The 20,785-nt window shown below is 70.9% G+C and carries 13 protein-coding genes; 9 read left to right on the top strand and 4 right to left on the bottom strand.

Annotated elements, in window-relative coordinates:
- The first annotated feature begins 177 nt into the window (after positions 1-177).
- From ABZ845_RS25825 to ABZ845_RS25810, 4 genes are all read left to right on the top strand, one after another.
- Entirely contained in the window at positions 178-2,439 is a 2,262-nt protein-coding gene (locus ABZ845_RS25825) for a bifunctional glycosyltransferase family 2 protein/CDP-glycerol:glycerophosphate glycerophosphotransferase (RefSeq protein WP_360983609.1), read from the top strand.
- A 195-nt stretch (positions 2,440-2,634) separates the two neighbouring features.
- Positions 2,635-4,830, top strand: a complete 2,196-nt coding sequence (locus tag ABZ845_RS25820) for a CDP-glycerol glycerophosphotransferase family protein (protein ID WP_360983606.1) — start codon at positions 2,635-2,637, stop codon at positions 4,828-4,830.
- Positions 4,831-4,835: 5 nt separating this feature from the next.
- Positions 4,836-7,073, top strand: coding sequence for a CDP-glycerol glycerophosphotransferase family protein (locus ABZ845_RS25815; protein ID WP_360983603.1), 2,238 nt, complete (start codon positions 4,836-4,838; stop codon positions 7,071-7,073).
- A gap of 149 nt (positions 7,074-7,222) precedes the next feature.
- Positions 7,223-8,398, top strand: coding sequence for a low temperature requirement protein A (locus ABZ845_RS25810; RefSeq protein WP_360983601.1), 1,176 nt, complete (start codon positions 7,223-7,225; stop codon positions 8,396-8,398).
- 92 nt (positions 8,399-8,490) lie between these two features.
- Here the strand turns inward: ABZ845_RS25810 and ABZ845_RS25805 are convergent, their stop codons facing one another.
- On the bottom strand, positions 8,491-8,904 hold the full coding sequence (locus ABZ845_RS25805) for an organic hydroperoxide resistance protein (protein WP_360983598.1): 414 nt from the start codon (positions 8,902-8,904) through the stop codon (positions 8,491-8,493).
- Positions 8,905-9,033: 129 nt separating this feature from the next.
- Between ABZ845_RS25805 and ABZ845_RS25800 the strand changes: the two genes are divergently transcribed.
- Positions 9,034-9,540, top strand: a complete 507-nt coding sequence (locus ABZ845_RS25800) for a MarR family transcriptional regulator (protein ID WP_360983595.1) — start codon at positions 9,034-9,036, stop codon at positions 9,538-9,540.
- Positions 9,541-9,670: 130 nt separating this feature from the next.
- On the opposite strand, the gene ABZ845_RS25795 is transcribed toward ABZ845_RS25800, so the two are convergent.
- Complete coding sequence (locus ABZ845_RS25795; protein WP_360983592.1) at positions 9,671-11,356, bottom strand: glycosyltransferase family 39 protein; 1,686 nt, start codon at positions 11,354-11,356, stop codon at positions 9,671-9,673.
- Between the two features lie 254 nt (positions 11,357-11,610).
- Between ABZ845_RS25795 and ABZ845_RS25790 the strand changes: the two genes are divergently transcribed.
- The 4 genes from ABZ845_RS25790 (at position 11,611) to ABZ845_RS25775 (ending at position 15,652) form a co-directional block, all read left to right on the top strand.
- Positions 11,611-12,849: a glycosyltransferase family 87 protein gene (locus ABZ845_RS25790; protein WP_360983680.1), complete on the top strand. Its 1,239-nt coding sequence runs from the start codon at positions 11,611-11,613 to the stop codon at positions 12,847-12,849.
- A 37-nt stretch (positions 12,850-12,886) separates the two neighbouring features.
- Positions 12,887-14,488 carry a glycosyltransferase family 2 protein gene (locus ABZ845_RS25785; RefSeq protein ID WP_360983677.1) on the top strand — a complete coding sequence of 534 codons (1,602 nt, stop codon included), beginning with the start codon at positions 12,887-12,889 and terminating at the stop codon, positions 14,486-14,488.
- Positions 14,489-15,200: 712 nt separating this feature from the next.
- The gene (locus ABZ845_RS25780; RefSeq protein ID WP_360983589.1) at positions 15,201-15,527 is read left to right on the top strand and encodes a hypothetical protein; all 327 of its coding nucleotides are present in this window, start codon (positions 15,201-15,203) and stop codon (positions 15,525-15,527) included.
- A complete protein-coding gene (locus ABZ845_RS25775) occupies positions 15,524-15,652 on the top strand; it encodes a hypothetical protein (protein ID WP_360983586.1) in 129 nt (42 codons plus the stop codon). Before ABZ845_RS25780 ends, ABZ845_RS25775 begins: the two co-directional genes overlap by 4 nt.
- 842 nt (positions 15,653-16,494) lie before the next feature.
- Here the strand turns inward: ABZ845_RS25775 and ABZ845_RS25770 are convergent.
- Positions 16,495-17,640, bottom strand: a complete 1,146-nt coding sequence (locus ABZ845_RS25770; RefSeq protein ID WP_360983583.1) for a glycosyltransferase family 4 protein — start codon at positions 17,638-17,640, stop codon at positions 16,495-16,497.
- Positions 17,637-20,513 (bottom strand): CDP-glycerol glycerophosphotransferase family protein, encoded by a 2,877-nt coding sequence (locus ABZ845_RS25765; RefSeq protein ID WP_360983580.1) that lies wholly within the window; start codon positions 20,511-20,513, stop codon positions 17,637-17,639. Before ABZ845_RS25765 ends, ABZ845_RS25770 begins: the two co-directional genes overlap by 4 nt.
- Positions 20,514-20,785 lie beyond the last annotated feature (272 nt).

Here is a 20,785-nt window from a genome sequence, read left to right as displayed (position 1 = left end):
GACGGTCGGCCGGACACATCCGCACAGCGGTTCGGGGGTGGACCGGGAGCCCGGTCCACCCCGCTCGTTCACCTGGGGTTTCCGCCCACGTTCCCCCGGATGCCGCAGTTCGCGTAACCAAACCACTCCATCGGACGTTTTTGGGCAGTATGCCCGTGCCGATCCCATGGATGTCCCTTGCCCAGGTTCAGTGTCATCGTCCCCGTGTACAAGGTTCAGGCGTACCTTCAGGAATGCCTCACATCCGTGCTGGAGCAGCCGTACACGGACATCGAAGTGATCGCGGTGGACGACTGCTCGCCCGACGCCTCGGGCGCGATGATCGATGAGTTCGCCGCCCGTGACGCCCGCGTACGCCCCCTGCACCTGGCGCGGAACGAAGGGCTCGGGCAGGCCCGCAACGCGGGGCTCAAGGAGGCGACCGGTGACTATGTGCTGTTCCTGGACGGGGACGACAGCCTGGTCCCGGGCGCGCTGCGGGACATCGCCGACCGGCTGGAGGAGACCTCGGGACCCGATGTCCTGGTGTTCGACTACGCCCGCACGTACTGGACCGGGCGCACGGTCCGCAACCAGCTCGCCGGACTGCTCACGGAGGAAGGCCCGGCGCCCTTCTCCCTGGACGACCGCCCCGGCCTGCTCTCACTGCTGATGGTGGTCTGGAACAAGGCGTACCGCCGGGAGTTCATCGAGCGCGAGGGCTTCGCCTTCCCGCCCGGCCACTACGAGGACACGCCGTGGACGTTCCCGGTGCTGCTGTCCACCCGGACCCTCGCCACCCTCGACCGGGTCTGCGTCCACTACCGTCAGCGCCGACAGGGCGGCAACATCCTCGCCCCCACCGGCCGGGGACACTTCGACATCTTCGGCCAGTACGACCGGGTGTTCGCGTTCGTCGACGGCCGTCCGGGGCTCGACCGCTGGCGCCCGGTGCTGTTCCGCCGCATGGTCGACCACCTGGCCGCGGTCTACGCCGCGCGCGGCCGGGTGCCACGCGGCAGCCGGGCGGAGTTCCTGCACCTGGCCCGCGCCCACTACCTCCGCCATCACGTCCCGGGCGCGCCTGCCCGGCCGCGTGATCTGCTGATCCGCCTCGGCGACCACCGCGTCCATCGCGCGCTGTCGTGGGCGTCCCGGTGCGTCCGCCGCACCAGGGCGCTGGCCTCCGGGGCGGCCCGGCGCCTGTCGACCGCCGCGCTGCGGGCGCACTACCGCCTCCAGCTCCGCCTCCCGCTGCGCGCCGACCGGGCGGTCTTCACCCGGGACGCGTCAGGGGCGTACGGCTGCAACCCCGGCGCCCTGGAGTCCGCGTTCCGCACCCTGCTCCCGCAGATCCGCACCGCGTGGATCGCGCGCCCCGAGCACCACCACACCGTGCCGGCCGTGACGCGCCGGCTGCACCCCGGCTCGGCCGCGTACTGGACGGCGCTGGCCCGCTCCAAGTACCTGGTGCACAACGCCGACTTCGAGCCCGGGGTGGTCAAGCGCCCGGGTCAGGTGCTGATCCAGACCCGGCAGGGCACCCCGCTCAAGCGCATGGGCCTGGACCTCCTGGACCGTCCGGCCGCCGCCCGCGGCACCGACGTCGCCCGGATGCTGCGCTCCGCCGACAGCTGGGACTACGTCGTCTCCGGCAACCGCCACTCCACCCTGGTCTGGGAACGGGCGTTCCCGTCCGGGTTCACCACGCTGGAGTACGGCCTCCCCCGCAACGACGTCTTCGTCCGTGCGACCTCGGCGGACGTGACCCGGGTGCGGCGGACGCTCGGAATCCCCGAGGGCGCGGTGGCCGTCCTGTACGCGCCGACGTACCGCGACTACCACCGCGGACGGCGTGTCGGCCTCGATCTGGAGCACGTCCTCGACCGGCTCGGCCCCCGTTTCGTCCTGCTGACCAGGGCGCACCCCTCGTACGGTGAGCCGCTCGCGCGCAGCACGGCCGGACGGGTCATCGACGTGACCGGCCACCCGAGTGTCGAATCCGTGTGCCTGGCCTCGGACGCGCTGATCACCGACTTCTCCTCCCTGATGTTCGACTACGCCAACCTCGACCGCCCGATCGTCATCTACGCGAACGACTGGGAGGCGTACGACGCGGCCCGCGGTACCTGCTTCGACGTACGCGCCTTCCCGCCGGGCGCGGTGGCGCGCGACGAGGACGAGCTGATCGACATCTTCGCGACCGGCCACTGGTGCGCCTCGCGCTCGGCGCAGCGCCGCAGAGCGTTCCGGGAGCGCTTCTGCCCGCACGACGACGGGCGGGCCGCCGAGCGGATCGTGCGCCGGGTCGTCCTCGGCGAGGACACCTGGCTGCCGCCGGTCGTCCCCCTCTCCGGCCGGCACCCGGTCCCGTCCGCCGCCGCGGCGGGCCTCCCGGCCGCACCGCCCGCCACCGTCCCGGTGCCCGGCCGCCGGGTTCCGGTCGACGAATTCCTCTGATGTCCGCCCACCGACCTCACGGGAGTCATGCCATGCCCCGCAGGCCCACCCCCTCCAGGCCCTTCACCTGGCGTCCCTCCGCACGGCCGGGGCGCTGACCGCCCTCCCGGCGTCCGGGGGCGCTGACCGCTGCCCGATACGCCCACGACGCCCCGGCCCCGGGGCAGGAACCGGGGCCCGAGAGAAAGAGCAGAGTTGCCCCGATTCAGCATCATCGTCCCCGCCTTCGGCGTCGCCGGCCGCCTGTCCCAGGCACTGGACTCCGTGCTCACCCAGTCCTTCCGCGACATCGAACTGATCGCGGTCTGCGACGCGCCCGACTCCCCGGAGGGCGCGGTCGTCACCGGGTACGCCGAGCGGGACGACCGGGTGGTCCCGCTCACCTCTCCGCCCTCCGGCGGCCTGGGCGTGGCCCGTACCGCCGGGGCCGAGGCGGCGACCGGGGCGTATCTGCTGTTCCTCGACGGGGACGACCTGCTCGCGCCGGGCGCGCTCGCGGCCATCGAGGCGCGCCTGGCGGGGACCGGTGACGTGGACGTCCTGTACTTCGACCACGAGCGGGTCCACTGGTGGGACTCGGAGACGACGACCCCGCCGCTGGTGAAGACCCCCAAAGGCGCTTTCACCCCCGACCGGGCCCCGGAGCTGACCGGTGTGTCCGTACCCGCGTGGAGCGCGGCCTACCGGCGCGCGTTCCTCGCCGAACACCGGCTCGGCTTCCCGGCGAGCCACTTCACCGACGTCGGCTGGGGAGGCCTGGTCACGCTCGCCGCAGGGCGTCTGGCCGTGCTGCGCTCGGTGTGCGTACGGCATCTGGTGCGTCGTCAGGGCAGCCGTCTGCACAGCCCCGGCAAACACCAGGTCGACCTCCTGGACCAGGTCGAGCTGGTGATGGGCCGCGCCGCCGAACTCTCCCTGCCCGCGGAGCGGGCGCGGCCCCTGTTCGAGCAGCTGTTCGCCGTGGTCCTGCGGACCGCCGCGCACCCGGAGCGGCTGCCCGCGCATCTGCGGCGCGCCTTCTTCCGGCGCGCGGGCCGCCTCTACCGCCGCCACCGCCCGGACGGGTACCGGCCTCCGGCGGGCAGCGTCGGCGTGCAGCACCGGCTGCTCGCGTCCGGCGCGTACAGCGCCTTCCGGGCGCTGCGCGGCGTCAACCAGGGCCCGGCGAAGGCCGTACGGGGCGCGGCGGTGCCCCGCGGGCTGCGCACCCGTGCCCGCTACGCGCTGGAGCTGCGCCGCCCGCTCGACCCCGGCCTCGCGGTGTACTGCGCCTACTGGGGCCGCGGCTACGCCTGCAACCCGGCCGCGATCCACGCCAAGGCCCGCGAACTCGCCCCGCACATCCGGTCGGTGTTCCTGGTCGAGCCCGACGCGGTGGACAGCCTGCCGAGGGATGTGGAGTACGCGGTGATCGGCAGCCGCGCCTACTGGGACGTGCTGGCCCGCGCCACGTATCTCATCAACAACGCCAACTTCGCGGACAGCGTGGTCAAACGCCCCGGCAGTGTGCATCTGCAGACCCAGCACGGCACCCCGCTGAAGAAGATGGGCGTCGACCAGTCCACGTACCCCGTCGTCGCGGCGGCGAGCGGCAGCTTCGCCAAGCTCCTTGCCCGGGTGGACCGCTGGGACTACAACCTCTCCTCCAACCGGCATTCCACCGAGATGTGGGAGCGGGCGTACCCGGGCTCGTACGAAGCCCTCGAATACGGCTATCCGCGCAACGACGTCTACTACACCGCGACCGCCGAGGACGTCGCCCGCGTCCGCCGCGAACTGGGCGTCCCCGAGGACAGGACCGCCCTGCTGTACGCGCCCACGCACCGCGACACCAGCACGGGCTACGACGCCCGCCTGGACCTGGAGGCGTTCTGCGACGCGGTGGGCGACGACTATGTGGTCCTGCTGCGCGCCCACTACTTCTACGACCAGGAGGGCGCATCGGCCGGCAGCGGCCGCGTCATCGATGTGACACGGCACCGCTCGTCCGAGGATGTGTGCCTGGCCGCCGACGCGCTGATCACCGACTACTCGTCGATCATGTTCGACTACGCCAACCTCGACCGCCCGATCGTCGTGTACGCGGACGACTGGGACGTCTACCAGGAGACCCGGGGCGTCTACTTCGATCTGCTGGGCGCACCGCCGGGCAAGGTGGCGCACACACCCGAGGAGCTGGCCACCGCCTTCCGCGACGGCTCGTACACGGGCGGGCCCGCCGCCGCGCTGCGAACCGTCTTCCGGCAGCGCTTCTGCCAGTTCGACGACGGGCGGGCGGCCGAACGCGTGGTGCGCCGGGTGCTGCTGGGCGAGCCCGCGGAGTCGATCCCGGCCGTGCTCCCGCTCGCCGAGCGCGTTCCGGCCCCGGCCCACGCCCTTGTGAGGAGCTGATCACCGTGCCCCGCTTCAGCGTCATCATCCCCGTGTTCAAGGTGCAGGGCTTCCTGCGCGAGTGCCTCGACTCGGTGCTCGGGCAGTCGTACGGCGACTTCGAGGTGGTCGCGGTGGACGACCGCTCGCCCGACGGCTGCGGGGCCATCCTCGACGAGTACGCCGAGCGCGATCCCCGGGTGCGGGTGCTGCATCTGCCCGAGAACGTCGGTCTCGGGCGGGCGCGCAACGCCGGGATGCCGCTCGCCACCGGGGACTTCCTCCTCTTCCTGGACAGCGACGACACGCTCACGCCGGGCGCGCTGCGCGCGATCGCGGACCGGCTGGAGGAGACCCGGGACCCGGACGTCCTGGTCTTCGACTACATCCGCACCTACTGGTGGGGCGGCACCCGGCGCAACGTCCTGGCCCAGGTGCTGGCCGAGGCCCCCGAGGACGGCTTCACCGCGGCCGGACACCCGGAAATCCTCGAGCTGCTGATGGTGGTCTGGAACAAGGTCTACCGCAGGGACTACATCACCGAGCACGGCTTCGAGTTCCCGCCGGGCTATTACGAGGACACCCCCTGGACGTTCCCCGTCCTGCTCACCGCCGGGCGCATCGCGGCCATGGACCGCATCTGCCTCAGCTACCGGCAGCGCCGCCAGGGCAGCATCCTGTCCACCACCAGCCGCAAGCACTTCGACATCCACGAGCAGTACGAACGGCTCTTCGCGTACGTCGGCACCCACCCGGAGCTGGACCGCTGGCGCCCGTATCTGCACCGCAAGATGGGTGAGCACTGCCTCGACATCCTGGCCAAGCCGGACCGTCTGCCCCCTTCCGACAAGGGGGAGTTCTTCCGCCGCACCGCCGAACTCTTCCGCCGCTACCGCACCCGTGAGCCCGTCCCCGCCGAACTGCGTGTCCTGGAAAGGGGTTACGCCCTCTACCAGGCCGCCCAGAGAGCCGCCGCCTCCGGCGACGCGATGAGCCGGCACGGACGGCAGGTCCGCCAGGCGGTGGCCGGCCGGGTCAAGCGCGGCTGGTCCTGGGCGTACGGCAAGCGGCCTCTGGACCCGAATCTGGCGGTGTACTCCGCGTTCTCGCACCGTGGTGTCCTCGGCGACCCGGCGGCGATCCACCGCGCGGCACGCGACCTGGCCCCGCACATCCGGGGTGTGTGGGTGGTACGCGAGGACCAGGCGGAGCACCTCCCGCCGGGCGTCGAGTACGTCCTGCCGGACACCCTGGCCTGCCGCCAGATCACCGCGCGGGCCACGTACTTCGTCAACAACGTCAACTGGCCCTATGCCGTGGCCAAACGCCCCGGCAGCGTCCACATCCACACCCATCAGGGCACCCCGCTGAAGTACATGGGCACCGATCTGCTGGGCAAGCCGGGCGCCCGGCACGGCTTCGATGTGCCGGGGATGCTGCGCCGGGCCGACCGCTGGGACTACAGCCTGGTCGCCAACCGCCACTCCGAACTGGTCTGGGACCGCGCCTACCCCTGCGACTTCGCCTCGGCCCGCACCGGCAGCCCCCGCAACGACGTCCTGGTCAACGCGAAACCGGGCGACGGGGCGGCCTTCCGCCTCCGGCACGGAATCCCCGAGAACGACACGGTCGTGCTGTACGCGCCGACCCGCCGCGACCATGTGCGGGGCGGCCATGTGGAGCGCTTCGACCTGGTCCGGTTCGCCGAGGAGCTGGGCGAGGACCACACCCTGGTCGTACGCCTGCACCCGTCTCTGGCGGACGGCCCGGCCCGCGGGATGGGCCTGACCGAACTGCACCGGCGGGGCGTACTGGTCGACGCCACCGACGAACCGCACGCCGAGGAGGTGATGCTCGCATCGGACGCCCTGGTCACGGACTACTCGGCCCTGATGTTCGACTACGCCAACCTGGACCGCCCGATCGTCGTGCACGCCGACGACTGGGGCGCCTACACGGCGAGCCGGGGCGCGTACTTCGACATCACGACGGGCGCGCCGGGACATGTCTCGCGCTCGTACCGGGAACTGGCGTGGCTGTTCGCGTCCGGATGCTGGCGGGACACGGAGTCCGCGGAACTGCGCGCCGGGTTCCGGGAACGCTACTGCGAGTTCGACGACGGCAGGGCGGCCGAGCGGGTGGTACGCACCCTGATGCTGGGCGAACCGGACGTCCGGGCCGTGATCCCGGCCCCTGCGGCAGGCGAGAGCGACGCACCGGCCCGTGACCTCGCGAGCAAGTCCGGGCCATGGGGGCGGGGTTAGCGTGCCGTCCGGCATCACACGCGGTTGAGAGGCGGTCCGTCCGGTGCGGGACCGCGCGGAAGCGGAGCGTTGCCGCCTCCGAGGCGTCATGATGCGGGCGGCCCGCGGCAGGGGGTGGGATCGGCCCGCCGGCCACTACGGTGACGCCCATGCAGAACGCCGCACCGGCCGCCGTCCCCGCCGACGCACCCGGACCGGAGGCCCGCCATGCCGGCTGGCCGGAACTCTTCTTCGACCTGGTCTTCGTGGCGGTCGTCTCCCAGCTCGCCAAAGGGCTGCACGGTGATCCCGGACGGGGCGACTTCCTGACGTTCCTCGCCCTGTTCGCCCCCGCCTGGTGGGCCTGGATCAACTTCATGTTCCAGGCCAACCTGTTCGACGACGACCGCCCCCGGGCCCGGTTGCTGCTGCTCACCGCGATGCTCTCGCTCGCCGCGATGAGCGCCGCCGTCCCCGAGGGGCTCGGGGGCCGCGCCCCGGTCTTCTCCCTGGCGCTCGCCGCCACCCGGCTGGTGATGTTCGCGCAATGGTGGCCCGCGACCTCACGGGAACTGCCGGCCGGACAACGGGTCCCCCGCTGGCGCCCGTTCACCTACTGCGTGGTCACGGCCACGCTGTGGGCGGTGTCGGCGGCCGTGCCGTCCCCGTGGCGCTTCGTGCTGTGGGTGATCGCTCTGGCCATCGAGGTCGCCATGATCGCCGCGGGCCACGGCAATTCGCTGCCGGGGCCGATCAGCGTGGAGCACCTGGTGGAGAGGGTGGGCCTCTTCGTCATCATCGTGCTCGGCGAGTCGGTGATCGCACTGATCACCGCCATGTCCGGCACCTGGACCGGGCAGGCGGCCCTGGTCGCCGTGCTGGGCTTCGTGCTGCTGGCCGCCCTGTGGTGGTCGTACTTCGACTTCGCGACTCCGGCGGCGGAACGCCATCTGCGGCTGCTGCCTCCGCGCGAGATGTACGCCATGGCCCGCGACGTGGTCGCCTTCCTGCACTTCTTCGCCGTCGCCGGGATCACCGCGCTGGCCGCGGGGCTGGGTACCGTCGTTGCGGATGCCGGTCACCACCGGCTGCCCACCGGAGCGCTGGTCGCCCTGGCCGGCGGGCAGGCCCTGTACCACGCCGCGCACTCGGCGATCAGCCTGCGGTACGGCCGTACCCTGCGCCGTACGGCGCCCTGGGCCGTGCCCGGTGTGCTGGTGCCCCTGGCGGTGATCGCCCTGGGAGACGTACTCAGCCCGCCCGTGGCCGTGGCGGTGCTGGCGGCGGAAGCACTGGCGCACCTCCTGGCGGCGCGCCGCGGCACCACCCGTCCCTCGAACGCCTGACCGCCCGGCGCCCGCCACCCGGGCATGAGGGTGCGCCCGGGGCCGGGAGAAGGCTTCCGGCGCCGGGCGCGGTCTGGAGGGAGAGGCCCTCGTTACTCGACGACCAGCTCGACCGGGATGTTGCCGCGGGTCGCGTTGGAGTAGGGGCAGACCTGGTGGGCCTGCTCGACCAGCTTGCGGCCGGTCTCCTGGTCCACGGTGTCGGGGAGCTCGATGCGCAGGGTGACCGCGAGACCGAAGCCCTCGCCCTGCTTGCCGATGCCGACCTCACCGGTCACGGCGGCGTCGCTGACGTCGACCTTCGCCTGCCGTCCGACCAGGCCGAGGGCGCTGGCGAAGCAGGCCGCGTACCCGGCGGCGAACAGCTGCTCGGGGTTCGTGCCCTGGCCGTTGCCGCCCATCTCCACCGGGATGGCCAGCTGCAGGTCCAGCTTGCCGTCGGAGCTGACCGCGCGTCCGTCGCGGCCGTGCGTGGCGGTGGCGACAGCGGTGTACAGCACGTCCATGGAAACCAACCCTCTCGAAGTCATCTGCGGCGCCCGGCTTCCGTTCCTCCGGACCGCCTCACGGAGAAGATTGAAGCACACAATTCAGTTGTGCACAACTAAGTGGCCCGACGGAGCTATCCTGGGTGCATGACAAGCACGCCGCCCCCCAGCCCCGAGGCCGCCGACGAGTCCGCGGACGAGGAGTTCCTGCGGCTGGACCGCCAGATCTGCTTCTCCCTCCACGCCGCGTCCCGCGCCTTCAACAGCGTGTACCGCGTCGCGCTCAAGGACCTGGGGCTCACATATCCCCAGTACCTGGTGATGCTGGTGCTGTGGGAGCACGGGGCGCTGCCGGTGAAGCGGCTCGGCGAGCATCTGCGACTGGACTCCGGGACGCTCTCCCCGCTCCTGAAGCGCCTGGAGGCGGCGGGCCTGGTGCGGCGGGAGCGCAGCGCCGAGGACGAGCGTTCGGTGCGGATCCACCTCACGGAGGAGGGCGCGGGGCTGAAGCGGCTCGCCGTGGCGGTGCCGCGCCGGATCGCCGCGGCGACGGGCTTCGAACTGGCGGAGATCATGGACCTCCAGGCCCGGCTGGACCGCCTGACCGGCGCCCTGGATTCCGCGGCACTGGAGGAGACGCCGGGCTGCGCCTGAATGAGGGATCCGCCCCCGGTCCGCGGATATCCACGCGGAGGCGGGCGGGAATCCGGGGCTCGACAGCCGGGGAAGAGGCCACCGAAGACGATCCGCCGCGCAGGGCCCGGGAAGCCCGGGCCCTGCATGGTCAGCGGCGTACGTACAGCCGGAGCGTGACCCCGCGGCTCACGTACTGCGCCTGGATGCGGAAGTCGTCCTGCAGGACCGCGAGTTTGGCGCTTTCGGTGGGGCTCGAGGGCGTCCACGAGGTCCGCAGTGCGTACGACTGGGTCTGCACCCAGACCTTCGACAGCCCGGCGAGCCGCCGACGCAGTTCCCCGGGCCCGACCTCCCGCCCGTAGAGGGACCCGTCCTCGCGGGCGGGTACGTCCAGCGCCACATCGCGGATCCCATGGAAGCGCGCGGGATACGTCAGCGCCGAGCGCCGCTCCAGCGAGGGCAGGAACAGCACGGGGTCCCCGGGCCGGACCTGGCGTCCTACGAACGCCGAGACGGCCGCGAGGTTGTCGGCGCGGTGGGAGGCGAGCCGATCGGCCCGGAGCAGGGGGAGCTGCGAGGCGAACGCGGCGCATACGGCGAGCACCCCGAGCAGCGCCGTGCCATGGCGCCACACCGGGGAGGGACGCCGGACGGCGGGAACGGCACCGGGCACACCGGCCGACGGGGCGTCCCGGAGGGCGACTCCCCCACCGGTGACCGCGGGCCGCGCGGCCCCGGACACCCGGAGGCCGAGGCCGAGGGCGACGTCGCCGCCGGAAGGCACGGGGTCGGCGGCTCCCTCGTCCGAGTGAACCCGGAAGGGGAGCGCGGTGGACGTACGAAGGCCGCCGGTCCACATCCACCGCACGGCGCCGGCCACCCGATCCGCGCCGGCCGCCGCGAGCAACGGCGCCCCGGCCAGCGAGTACAGCACGTACCGGTCGTAGTAGAGGGGCGAGATCTCCGACACCGCCATCAGCACCGCGGGCGGCACCAGGACCAGCGGCACCGCCACCCCGGCCAGGGAGATCCCCCGCCCGCCCCCCGGCCTCCACAGGCCCAGGACCACCAGCACCAGATACGGCACGAGAACCCCTGACGAGGGCCCCGCGAACGCCCTCATCAGCGCCTCCACGGTCCGCCCGTCCGGTTTCGTCAGCCACGACACCTGCGCCGCCTGACCGTGCGAGACCAGCACCAGCGGCAGCAGCACGAGGACCGTGGCCCCGGCCGAGAGCAGCCATCCGCGCCACACCCGCCCCGGCACCCGGGCGAGCGCCAGCGTGCAGGCATGTGCCGGCAGCGCCAGCACGGCGAACTCGTGCAGGACACAGCTGACGGTGACGACCACCCCGTACGGCCACCACCTCCCGTCCCGCACCGCGCGCAGGAGCAGCAGCGTCGCGCCCGCGACCCCGGCCGCGACCAGCGCGTACGAGCGGCCTTCCTGCGCGTAGTGCCCGGCCATCGGCGTGACCGCGTACAGCAGGCCCGCCCACAGCCCCACCCTCGGCCGGCACAGCCGTGCGCCCAGCGCGGCGATCAGGGCCGCGGCCGACGCCGCGCCGCAGACCGAGGGCAGCCGCAGCACCACCTCGCCGGGGTGGACGGCGAGGACCAGATGCATCATCAGGTAGTAGAGGCCGTGCACCGCGTCCACGTGGTGCAGCAGGTGCCAGATCTCAGGCACAGGGCGTCGCGCGACCTCGAACGTGGCTGCCTCGTCGCGCCACATGCCGCCACGGTCCAGTCCCCACAGCCCGATCGCGAACATGACGATCGCGGGGACGAGGACGGCCACAAGCTCCCTGCGCTTCTCCAGTGACCGACTCATGGCTCCATTCAACATGTCCGTTTTTAGTAATATTAGAGTTTGTTTGCTGGGCATTGACGGCGAACCTCCCGCTATACAGCAAACATCCGGCCTACCATCCGGGCTTGATGGATGCCTTGATGAGTGCCTCGAACGGTCCGGCGACATCCGGAACGGCTGCTTCCACTCCTGTGTCAACACCGCATGGGAAGACGGCCCACCGCAGACATTGGTTGTACGCCCTCGCCGTCGGCTGGCTGACCACCCGCGTCCTGATGCTGTGGCTGCTCATCCACGACCAGTCCGCGCTGCTCGGCAAGGGCGGGGTCGCCCAGGAGGTCTCGCGGCTGTACTACGGCTGGTACGGCATCCTCCGGCACGGCTCCTTCCCGTCCGGCGACCACCTGTGGCAGTACCCGCCGGGAGCGGGGGCGGTGCTGCTGTCCCCCGCCCTGCTCCCCGGGCTGACGTACTTTCAGGCGTTCGTCACCCTCACCCTGCTCACGGACGCTGTGATCGCTCTCGTCCTCGCCCGCGCGGGCACCCGGCCGGGCCGCTCGCTGCGCGGCGCGGCGCTGTGGATCGGGGGCCTGCCGCTGCTGCTGCACATCCCGCTCGCCCGGTACGACGTCCAGGTCACCGCGTTCGCGGTCGTCTCCCTGCTGACCCTTTCGCGCTCCCGGCGCGCAAGTGGCGTGTTCGCGGCGCTCGGCGCCCTGGTGAAGGTGTGGCCCGCGCTGACGCTCCTCGGCACACCGCGCGGCCGGACGACCCGTGAGACCTGGGCGGCCGCCGTGCTCACCACGGTCACCCTGCTCGCCTTGCTCACGGCCCTGTTCCGCGATCCGTTCGACTTCCTGCGCCAGCAGGACGGCCGTGGTGTGCAGATCGAGTCGCTCGGCGGCACGGCGCTCATGCTCGCGCGCCGGGCGGGCTGGCCGGGGCGCACCCGGTACCAGTACGGGGCCGTGGAGCTCGTGGGCCCGTATGTGCACGCCGTCGCCCTGTGCTCGCTCGCGCTGACCGCGCTCGCCTTCGCCCTTCTGCTGCTGTGGCGGCTGCGGGCCCGCCGCTGGACGCCGGCGACCCCGTACGACGCGGCGCTCGCCGCGGTTCTGCTGTTCACGGTGACGAGCCGGGTGATCAGCCCTCAGTACATGGTGTGGCTGATCGGCCTGGCGGCGGTGTGCCTGACGTCACAGCACACCGCCCAGCGCCCGGTGGCGCCGCTCGTCCTGGCCGCGACCGCGGTGAGCACCGTGGAGTTCCCCGCCTACTACGGAGAGGTCATCGGCAGCACCTGGGCGGGCTGCGCTCTCATAACTGTGCGCAACGGGCTGCTGGTCTCCGCCGCGGTGATGTCCTTCACCCGTCTGTGGTGCTCGGGACGGCCCACACCGGAGCAGCCGGGGAATCCAGGGGGCGAGCGGCCCGGACCGGACACTCCCGGGCGGGGCCGCGCCACGATTTCCGCCGTGTTCCACCCGCGCGGCCGGGCCTCTCTTAACAGATAATTACCCGGAATCCCTAGTGTTGCCGCTCGTGGAATCGATGCACCCTCACGACGCACAGGTCAGCGTCATCGTCATCGGATACGACGACGCCGCTCATGTGACGGACGCGGTGCGCTCCGCCCTGGCTCAGGGCGGTGTCGTCCGTGAAGTGATCGCGGTCGACGACTGTTCGACGGACGGCAGTCCCGAACTGCTGGACGCGCTGGCGGCCGAGGACCCGCGCGTCAAGGTCGTGCGCAGAACCGTCAACAGCGGCGGCTGCGGCAGCCCGCGCAACGACGGGATCGACTTGGCCGCCGCCCCGTATGTGATGTTCCTGGACAGCGACGACGTACTGCCGCCCGGAGCCGTCGAGGCGCTCCTCATGGCGGCCGTCGCGCACGGAACCCCGGTGGCGGCGGGCCTGTGCGTGCGTCGCGAGCTGCCGTCGGGCCGAGAGGTCCCCTGGCAGCCGGAGCTGTACGAGCGGCCCGCGCTGATCTCCCGCCCCAGCCGGCGCCCGCGGCTGGCGTACGACACGCTGTGCGTCAACAAGCTGTACCGCACGGACTTCCTGCGCGAACACGGCATCCGGTTCCCCGACGGCCGCTTCCCCTATGAGGACTTCGTCTTCAGCGCGCGCATGCTGGCCGCCGGACCGAGCATCGCCCTGGTGCCCGAGACCGTCTACATCTGGCATGTCCGCCGCTCCGCCCGACGGCTGTCCATCTCCCTCGACCGCGCCGACGTCGACAACTGGAAGGCGCGAATGGAGGCGACCCGGCAGGCATACGAGATCCTGTTGCGGGCGGGCGACAAGCGGCTCGCGCGTGCCGCGCGCACCACCTTCCTGGACCGCGGACTGCGCATGTACACAAGGGAACTGCCGCTGCGCGACGCCGGGTACCAGAACGAGTGGTGGACCCTCACACGCGCGTTCCTCTCGGACTTCGACGACGCCGACCTCGCCCAGGCTTCCGTGTCCGGCAGGGTCGTCGCCCAGGTGGTGCTCGCCTCCGAGGCGCCGCGCGACCTCGACCGGCTCAAGGAACTCGCGGCGCGCCCCGCGCAGCTGGCCCCGCCCTACGCGAGCACGGCGGACGGCACCCCCGTCTGGTCGGCTGATCTGCCCCAGGTCCAGCTGGAACACCTGCTGCACCGGCCCGTACCGCGTCTGCCCGTCGCCATCGACGCGGAGCTGCACCCCGCGGCGCGCGGCAGCCGGCTGCGGCTGCACCTGCACGAGCTGTACGGGCGGATGGAGAACGCGCGTCCGGCCAGGATCGACGTGGAGTTCACCCCCCGGGAGGGCGGCGCCCGCACCAGCCACACGTACACGGCCCCGCTGCGCCGGGACGCGGCCTCGGACGGCTGGAGGGCCGAGACCGCGGTCGACCTGTCGGCGTTCGCCGCAGGCACCTGGGACGTGACGCTGACGCTCCGCTGCGACGACGGCACGAGCCGCGAGACCACGGCACACGCCCTCACCGGCCCCGGTCTCCTGACCCGCCGCGCGGTGCCGAGCCTGAAGCACGGCGTGCTCCTGGTCCAGCCGTACGCCACACACTCCGGTGCGCTGGCCGTGCGGCTGGCCCCCGGAGTGCGGGGAGCGACATCGGTCCTGGGCCGCAGGCTGCGGCGCCTCGCCCGCCGCACATGACGGCACGGCTCTAGGGCCACCATCACCTTTCACAGCCGCCGAGGAGCGCGAACGCCCTCCTCGGCCGTTATGGCGGACTCGCGGCCGTCCGGGCTCGACGCCGGCCGCCACAAGTCCGTACAGCCGGCTCCAGGGTCCGGACGGCGGGCTGACCAAGCCCGACACGGCTGCCTGCTGCGGCACTTGCACCGCGGCAGGCGACGTCCGCCCGTCGAGGAGCGGCGTCCGGGGCGCTGAGACGAAGGCCTCGGCGTGCTCGCTCATCAGCGCGACGCTGTCCCCGCAGGCCGAGCAACAGGCCGCCGGGTACCAGGTCTCCTAGCGCCTGCTAGCGCCTCCGCAGCTCTTTTCAGTTCCCTCCATAATGCCGCGACTGTTGAACAGTATATAACCTCCGGCGCTTCTTGGAATTTCCTTACGCACCTTTCGCGCGGAAGCGCACAACTATCTCGACGTTGATTAACGAGCCGGTTCGGTTCGCCCTTCAACTTCCATGATCACCCCGATTTGTCCGAGTGGACATGTGAACCAACTGTGGCTTGCATGAGGACAGTTGGGTAATTTTTGGCGCCGCTCCAGGGGGAGTCGCGTCTTAATTTCGCATGCCATGCACTTTTGCCCAGCTCCTCAAGGGTCGTTTTACTAGCTAGGAAATACATTGAGACTCGTCGCTCGAACAGTGGTGGCTGCGTGCCTAGCGGGAGCCGCCGCCGTGGCCTGGTCCACTTCCTACGCGTCGGCCAGATCGACGCCCTCCTCGCCCACCACCGTCGCGGCCGACACGCCTGGTTACGCCGTCGAGGACTTCAACTACCCCGACGCCGCCAAGATCCAGCAGGAACTGGGCATCGTGCTCAAGCGGGGCGACGGGCACATCGTGCTGGCCGCGTGCGGCAGCCAGGACGGCCTGCTGGAGATCTGGGAGCGCAACCGGCAGAGCCACATCTGCTTCCGCGTCACGGGGAACAGCGGCTACCTGAGCCTGGAGATCCCCGCCGTCTACGGCATCAGGGCGCCGCCGACCACTCCGCCGACGTGACGATGACCGTCGACGACAAGACGACGCACTACGACATCCCCAAGGACACCCTCACGCCTGTGGGCGAGAGCGCCGATCCCGGCAGCCACGACCAGACGCTCGTCGAGATCTCCACCAGCAAGTAGCTCCCCTCCGCCCTGCGCACGGAAGCTTCCACGCATCTGCCTCGTGCGGGACGACCGGGTCCGCTCGCCGCGCTCACCGCTCGGCTGGAGCTCCCGCACCACCGGTCATCCGCGGCGCGCCGGGCTCATCTCGCCTCGGCCGCACGGCAGTTCTGAGATCTCCCTTCCATTCACCCCCCACTGCCGACGGCGCCCACGGATCACCCGGGCGGCGTCGGCGGCCGCCGACCGATCGGGACTCGAAACTTGAACACGACGTACTGGAGCAGACGCCGCGTCTTGACCGTGGCCGCCGCCACGACGGCAGCCGCGGCCCTCCCTCTCACCACCACCGCGCGGGCCTTCGCCGCGACGGCCGGCCCGGGCGACGCCCCCAGCCTTCCATCGCTCCCAACCCCTCGTAAGCCCGGCCGACCAGCACCGCGGCCCCCGCCACCCCCGATGAGAGGTGGCGGGGGCCGCTCTTTGCCGGCGGCAGAGGCGACTCGGCCTGATCCGTACGGGAACCACGACGCTGCGGCCGGACACGGCCCCACCGTGTCCAGAAGGCTGCGCTAGAACGGCTCCGCCGCCCGAAGGACACGCGCCGGAAGGTACGGCGAGCGACGTAACCGAGGAACACGCCGAACGAGGCGTCCGGGTTGTACGCGGCATACGCCACCGCACCCGCCGCGCACTGCCCGCTCCCCGTACCCGCGATACCTCGGTCAAGACCGGCTCCACGGTATCCCTCAGCAGCCCCCGGTATCCCTCCCGGGACCAGGGCCACGGGCGGCCGACGTCCGGGAGGCAAGGATCGTTCCTCGGCTCCCGGACGATGGCGCACGGTCTGTCCCGGCGGCTCAGCGCTCCAGGAAGGTGAACAGTTCTTCCCAACGGTCCGTGATGACCGCGGGTGAGAAGCGCTGGACGTTCCCGCGGGCCTTGTCGCCCATGCTGTCCCGGAATTCCGCGTCCTCCAGCAGGCGTCCGAGCTGGTGCGCGAGTTCGGAGGTGTTGCCGAGCCTGGCGAGGAGCCCGTCCTCCTCGTCCTGGATGATCTCGCGGACACCGGGGGCACAGTCGAAGGCCACACAGGGTACGGCGCAGGCCATCGCCTCCAGCAGAACCAGCGGGAAGCCCTCGCCACGTGAGGACTGGACGAACACCGACGCCTGGTGCAGGGCGCCCTCGACGTCGTCGGTCTGGCCGGCCCACTCCACGGAGCCGTCCAGCCCCAGCTGGGTGCACTGCTGCCTGAACACCCCTTCGTCGGGCCCGGAACCGTAGATGCGCAGCCGCCATCCCGGATGCTTCGGCGCCACTTCCGCCCAGGTGTCGAGCAGCATGTCGACGCCCTTCGGGTGGGCGAGGCGGCCTATGCTCGCGACGACCTTCTCGCTGCGCGGGGAGGGACGCTCCGGCATCATCGGCGACGGGTTCGGCATGAAGCCCACGTTGGTGAGCCCGCGGCCCGTCCACAGGTCGGCGTCCTCCTGGGTCAGCAGGAGCAGCCGGTCTATGTCCTTGTAGTAGCGCTCCACGCGCTGGAAGCGGGATGAGGTCCGCGAGGTCTCGAAGGACTCGTGGCTCATGCCGATGACGCAATGGCCGGCCGTGTCGGCGATGGCCACCCATTCCATGGCCCACACCTGGGTCACGATGATCACCGCGCCCGGGCGGGCGGCGCGGAAGATGTCCGACAGCCGTCCGGCCGCCGCTCGCATGTTCCTCTGACGAGCGGCCTCGCGTCGCCGGGCCGTGAGGTTGGCGCGGTCGCGGAGGGTGCGGATCCGCTGAGGCCCGGGGGGACGCTTGTCGTAGAGCGTCACGGTGGCGAACGGCGGGTTGTCACCGAGATCCATCGGCGCGTCCGACGGCGCGATGCCCACGATGGTCACGCGGTGGCCGCGCTCCGCGAACAGACCGGCCATCTGGGTCTGCCAGCGGGCCACGCCGCCGAGTTCATTGACCTCGTTGGCCACGAAGATGATGTCGCGCTGTGTCATCGGTTGTCTTCCCGGGTGCCGAAGAAGCGGTCTGCGATCTGCGCGGCGGCGTCACCGTGGTCGTAGTCGCCGTACTGGGTCATGAACTCCTTGAGCCGTCCCTCGTAGCCGGACGCGAGGGCGTCCAGGTCCGACAGGGCGTCGAAGAGTTCCTCCGTCGTCATGGCGACCGGGCCCGGCGCCTGCTCGGACAGGTCGAAGTACGTACCGCGGCTGTTCTTCACGTACTCGTCCCAGTCGTACGTGTAGAAGACCATCGGCCGCTGCAGCAGCGCGTAGTCGAACATCACGGACGAGTAGTCCGTGACGAGCACGTCCGACAGCTGCAGGACGGGCGTGATGTCCGGCTCCTGGCTGACGTTGACCACCCGGCCCGCCACCGACGGCGGAAGCGTCACGCTGTTGAGGTAGTGCGTGCGGATCAGCAGGGTGAACCGGTCGCCGAAACGGTCCGCGAACTCGTCCACGTCGAAGGGGAACTCGAACGCGCGCACCTTCCCGTTCTCCGCCCGGAACGTCGGGGCGTACAGGACCACGGGGCGGTCCCGGCGGATTCCCAGACGCTCGGCGAGTTCCTCGGCCGCCGGGTCGAGGGTGGCGCCTTCCCGCGCTCGCACCAGGGCGTCGTTGCGCGGGTAGCCCGTGCGCAGCAGCTTCTCCTCAGGGATCCGGTAGGCGCGCGCGAGCGTCCTCTCGTCGTGCTCACCTCGCACCACGAAGTGGTCGAAGCGGTCGATCGACTGCTGGTAGTCGCGCTGCTCCTGCTCGGGCATGATCCGGAACTGCGGCTCGTCGAAGCCCATTCGCTTCAGCGCGGAGCCGTGCCAGGTCTGGATATAGGTGGTCTCCGGCCGCTTGCTCAGCTTCAGCGGGAAGCCCTGGTTGTCGATCCAGAACTCGGCCTGTGCCAGCGCCCTGAGGTAGGGCCAGGACCAGCGGCGCACCAGCTCGACGTCCTTGGGGAAGCCGGTGGGGCGTTCGCCCGCGTACGACCAGATCGCCTTGATCGGCGTGCCACGCCGACGCAGTTCTTCGAAGATGGCGCGGGGGCTGTCGCTGTACTGCTTGCCGAGGTGGCTTTCGAAGACGACGGTTCCCTTGCGGACCGGCAGGAGCCGGATCATCCGGTGGTAGCCCTCGATCTTCCGCTCGACCGAGTGGAGGTCCTTGCGCAGCGAGGCGGCCTTGCGCACCGCCTTCTTGGCCACCTGGGCGGACGGGCTGTGCATGTTGCGCTGCACGAACAGCGAGGTGCGCCGGGCCAGTTGACCGTGCTGGGTCAGCCGGAAGGCGAGATGCCCGTTGGCGGAGGCGTGCGGCTCGATGCGGTCGGCCGTCATCCGGCCCAACCGCGGCCGGATGCGAACGGCTCCGGAGCTCTCCAGGTCGGTGCTCCCGACGGTGAGCTGGCTGGTGGTGCGCTCACCGTCGACCGTGAGGTGCATGCGCACGTCCCACACGTCGTCGACGATGCCCACGGGACGCAGCTTGCTCGCCAGGGGGACGGTGGCCTGCCAGGTCACCGACTCCCCGTCGTGCCCAAGCGTCTGCACGGGGAAGCGGAACGACAGCGGCAGGCTCTTGCGCCGGGGACGGAACTCCAGCTCGGCCGTCAGCGCGGCGTCGGGCGAGATCGCTTCGAACGGGTTGACCACGGCTCCCGCGAGGACCACCCCCGCCGAGGTCTCCGAGTACCGGGTCACCGCGTTGCGCAGGCTGAGCAGGTGGACCGGCTTGTCGTGGTACCCGAGGTCGGTGACGTCGAGAACCTGGCGGCCCAGCGGGTCCTCGAGATGTTCCGCGCACCAGTAGACCCGGCCGTTGCTCTCCACCAGGGGGCTGGAGACCTTGGCCTTGTTGATGAGCGTGTCGATGGCCGGCATCAGGTGCTCCCAGTCCTCGCGCAGGAGCAGGTAGGCGCACAGCCGGTGGATCACGGAGAGCCCGGAGTAGGCCTCTTCCGAGAAGTCCTGCACATAGCCGCGGGCCATCTCCGCGAAGCGGTGCCGGTAGTCGTCGTCCAGGAAGGGCAGGTCCCGCAGATAGAGGACGAGGTCGTGCTTCAGGAACTTCCTGTCCTTGTGCAGCTTCAGCTCGTCATGGCCCTCACGGGCGAGGACGCTGTCGATCCGGCGGTGGATCTCCAGCCGGTCGGCAAAGTTGTTGATCTCGTGACGACGGTTGCTGATGGACTTCGCTTCCGCCTTCTCGACGACGTTCCAGTTGTAGACCGGACTCGGGATCAGCGTGATCCGGGACGCGGCCAGGTACGCCTGGGCGGAGAACAGCAGGTCCTCGTAGTGAATGCCCCGCGGGAAGGTCAGGCCCTTCTCGATCAGGAACTCACGGCGGTAGCACTTGTTGGTCGAGAGGGTGTCGAAGACCAGCAGGTCCGGTATCTCCGCGATCGAGTCGAAGGTCCGGGTCTGCCGGTAGAGCCACGGATACCACTTGACCGTCTTGCCCGTCCTGCTGTCTATGTGCACGCGCACGCAGAGGCCGGACACGAGATCCGCGCCGGTGCGCTCCGCGGCGTCCAGCATGTTGCGGCAGGCGTTGACCTCAAGGGTGTCGTCGCTGTCGAGGAACATCACGTACCGGCCGCGGGCCACGGCTATGCCCTGGTTGCGCGGTTCGCCGCAGCCTCCGCTGTTCTCGGCCAGCTGTATCGCCCGCACCCGGTCGGAGTCCGCCGCCAGCCGCTGCGCGACCTCGTAGGAGCCGTCGGTGGAGTGGTCGTCGGCTATGACGACTTCGACGTTCCTCAGGGACTGATCGAGAACCGACCGCACCGCCGTCGGGAGACGTTCGGCGTCGTTGTACACGATGACGACTACGCTGATGTCGGGCGTTCCGTCGTGGCGCTGGGACACTACAGCAACTACCTCTGACTCACTCAAGGGATGGATATCGGGCCGACTGCGGCGATGTCCGGTCCGGGTGACGGAACGGGCGTCCGGTCGACGGGCGTCGCGATCAGGGGCAGGACCACGCTCTCCAGCTCCCCTGAGCTGGGTCTTCCTACGCTGTCATGAGTCTCCCCGCCAATCATATCGTGAACCTTACGCTACGTAGCAACCCAAGCTTTACCGTATCCATGTAGTATTGATCACTTGCCGTTCACCCGTATCCGCCGGGCATCGCA

It is taken from the genome of Streptomyces sp. NPDC047022 (assembly GCF_040644155.1).
In the GTDB taxonomy this organism is placed as follows: domain Bacteria; phylum Actinomycetota; class Actinomycetes; order Streptomycetales; family Streptomycetaceae; genus Streptomyces.
The sequence above is the reverse complement of the archived record's forward strand: the minus strand, read 5'-3'. Positions and strand labels throughout refer to the sequence as shown.

Excerpts from the sequence above, each read along its gene's own strand:
- ABZ845_RS25810 (WP_360983601.1), top strand. The coding sequence starts at position 7,223 with ATGCAGAACGCCGCACCGGCCGCCGTCCCCGCCGACGCACCCGGACCG.
- ABZ845_RS25805 (WP_360983598.1), bottom strand. The coding sequence starts at position 8,904 with ATGGACGTGCTGTACACCGCTGTCGCCACCGCCACGCACGGCCGCGAC.
- ABZ845_RS25800 (WP_360983595.1), top strand. The coding sequence starts at position 9,034 with ATGACAAGCACGCCGCCCCCCAGCCCCGAGGCCGCCGACGAGTCCGCG.
- ABZ845_RS25795 (WP_360983592.1), bottom strand. The coding sequence starts at position 11,356 with ATGAGTCGGTCACTGGAGAAGCGCAGGGAGCTTGTGGCCGTCCTCGTC.
- ABZ845_RS25790 (WP_360983680.1), top strand. The coding sequence starts at position 11,611 with ATGCTGTGGCTGCTCATCCACGACCAGTCCGCGCTGCTCGGCAAGGGC.
- ABZ845_RS25785 (WP_360983677.1), top strand. The coding sequence starts at position 12,887 with ATGCACCCTCACGACGCACAGGTCAGCGTCATCGTCATCGGATACGAC.
- ABZ845_RS25770 (WP_360983583.1), bottom strand. The coding sequence starts at position 17,640 with ATGACACAGCGCGACATCATCTTCGTGGCCAACGAGGTCAATGAACTC.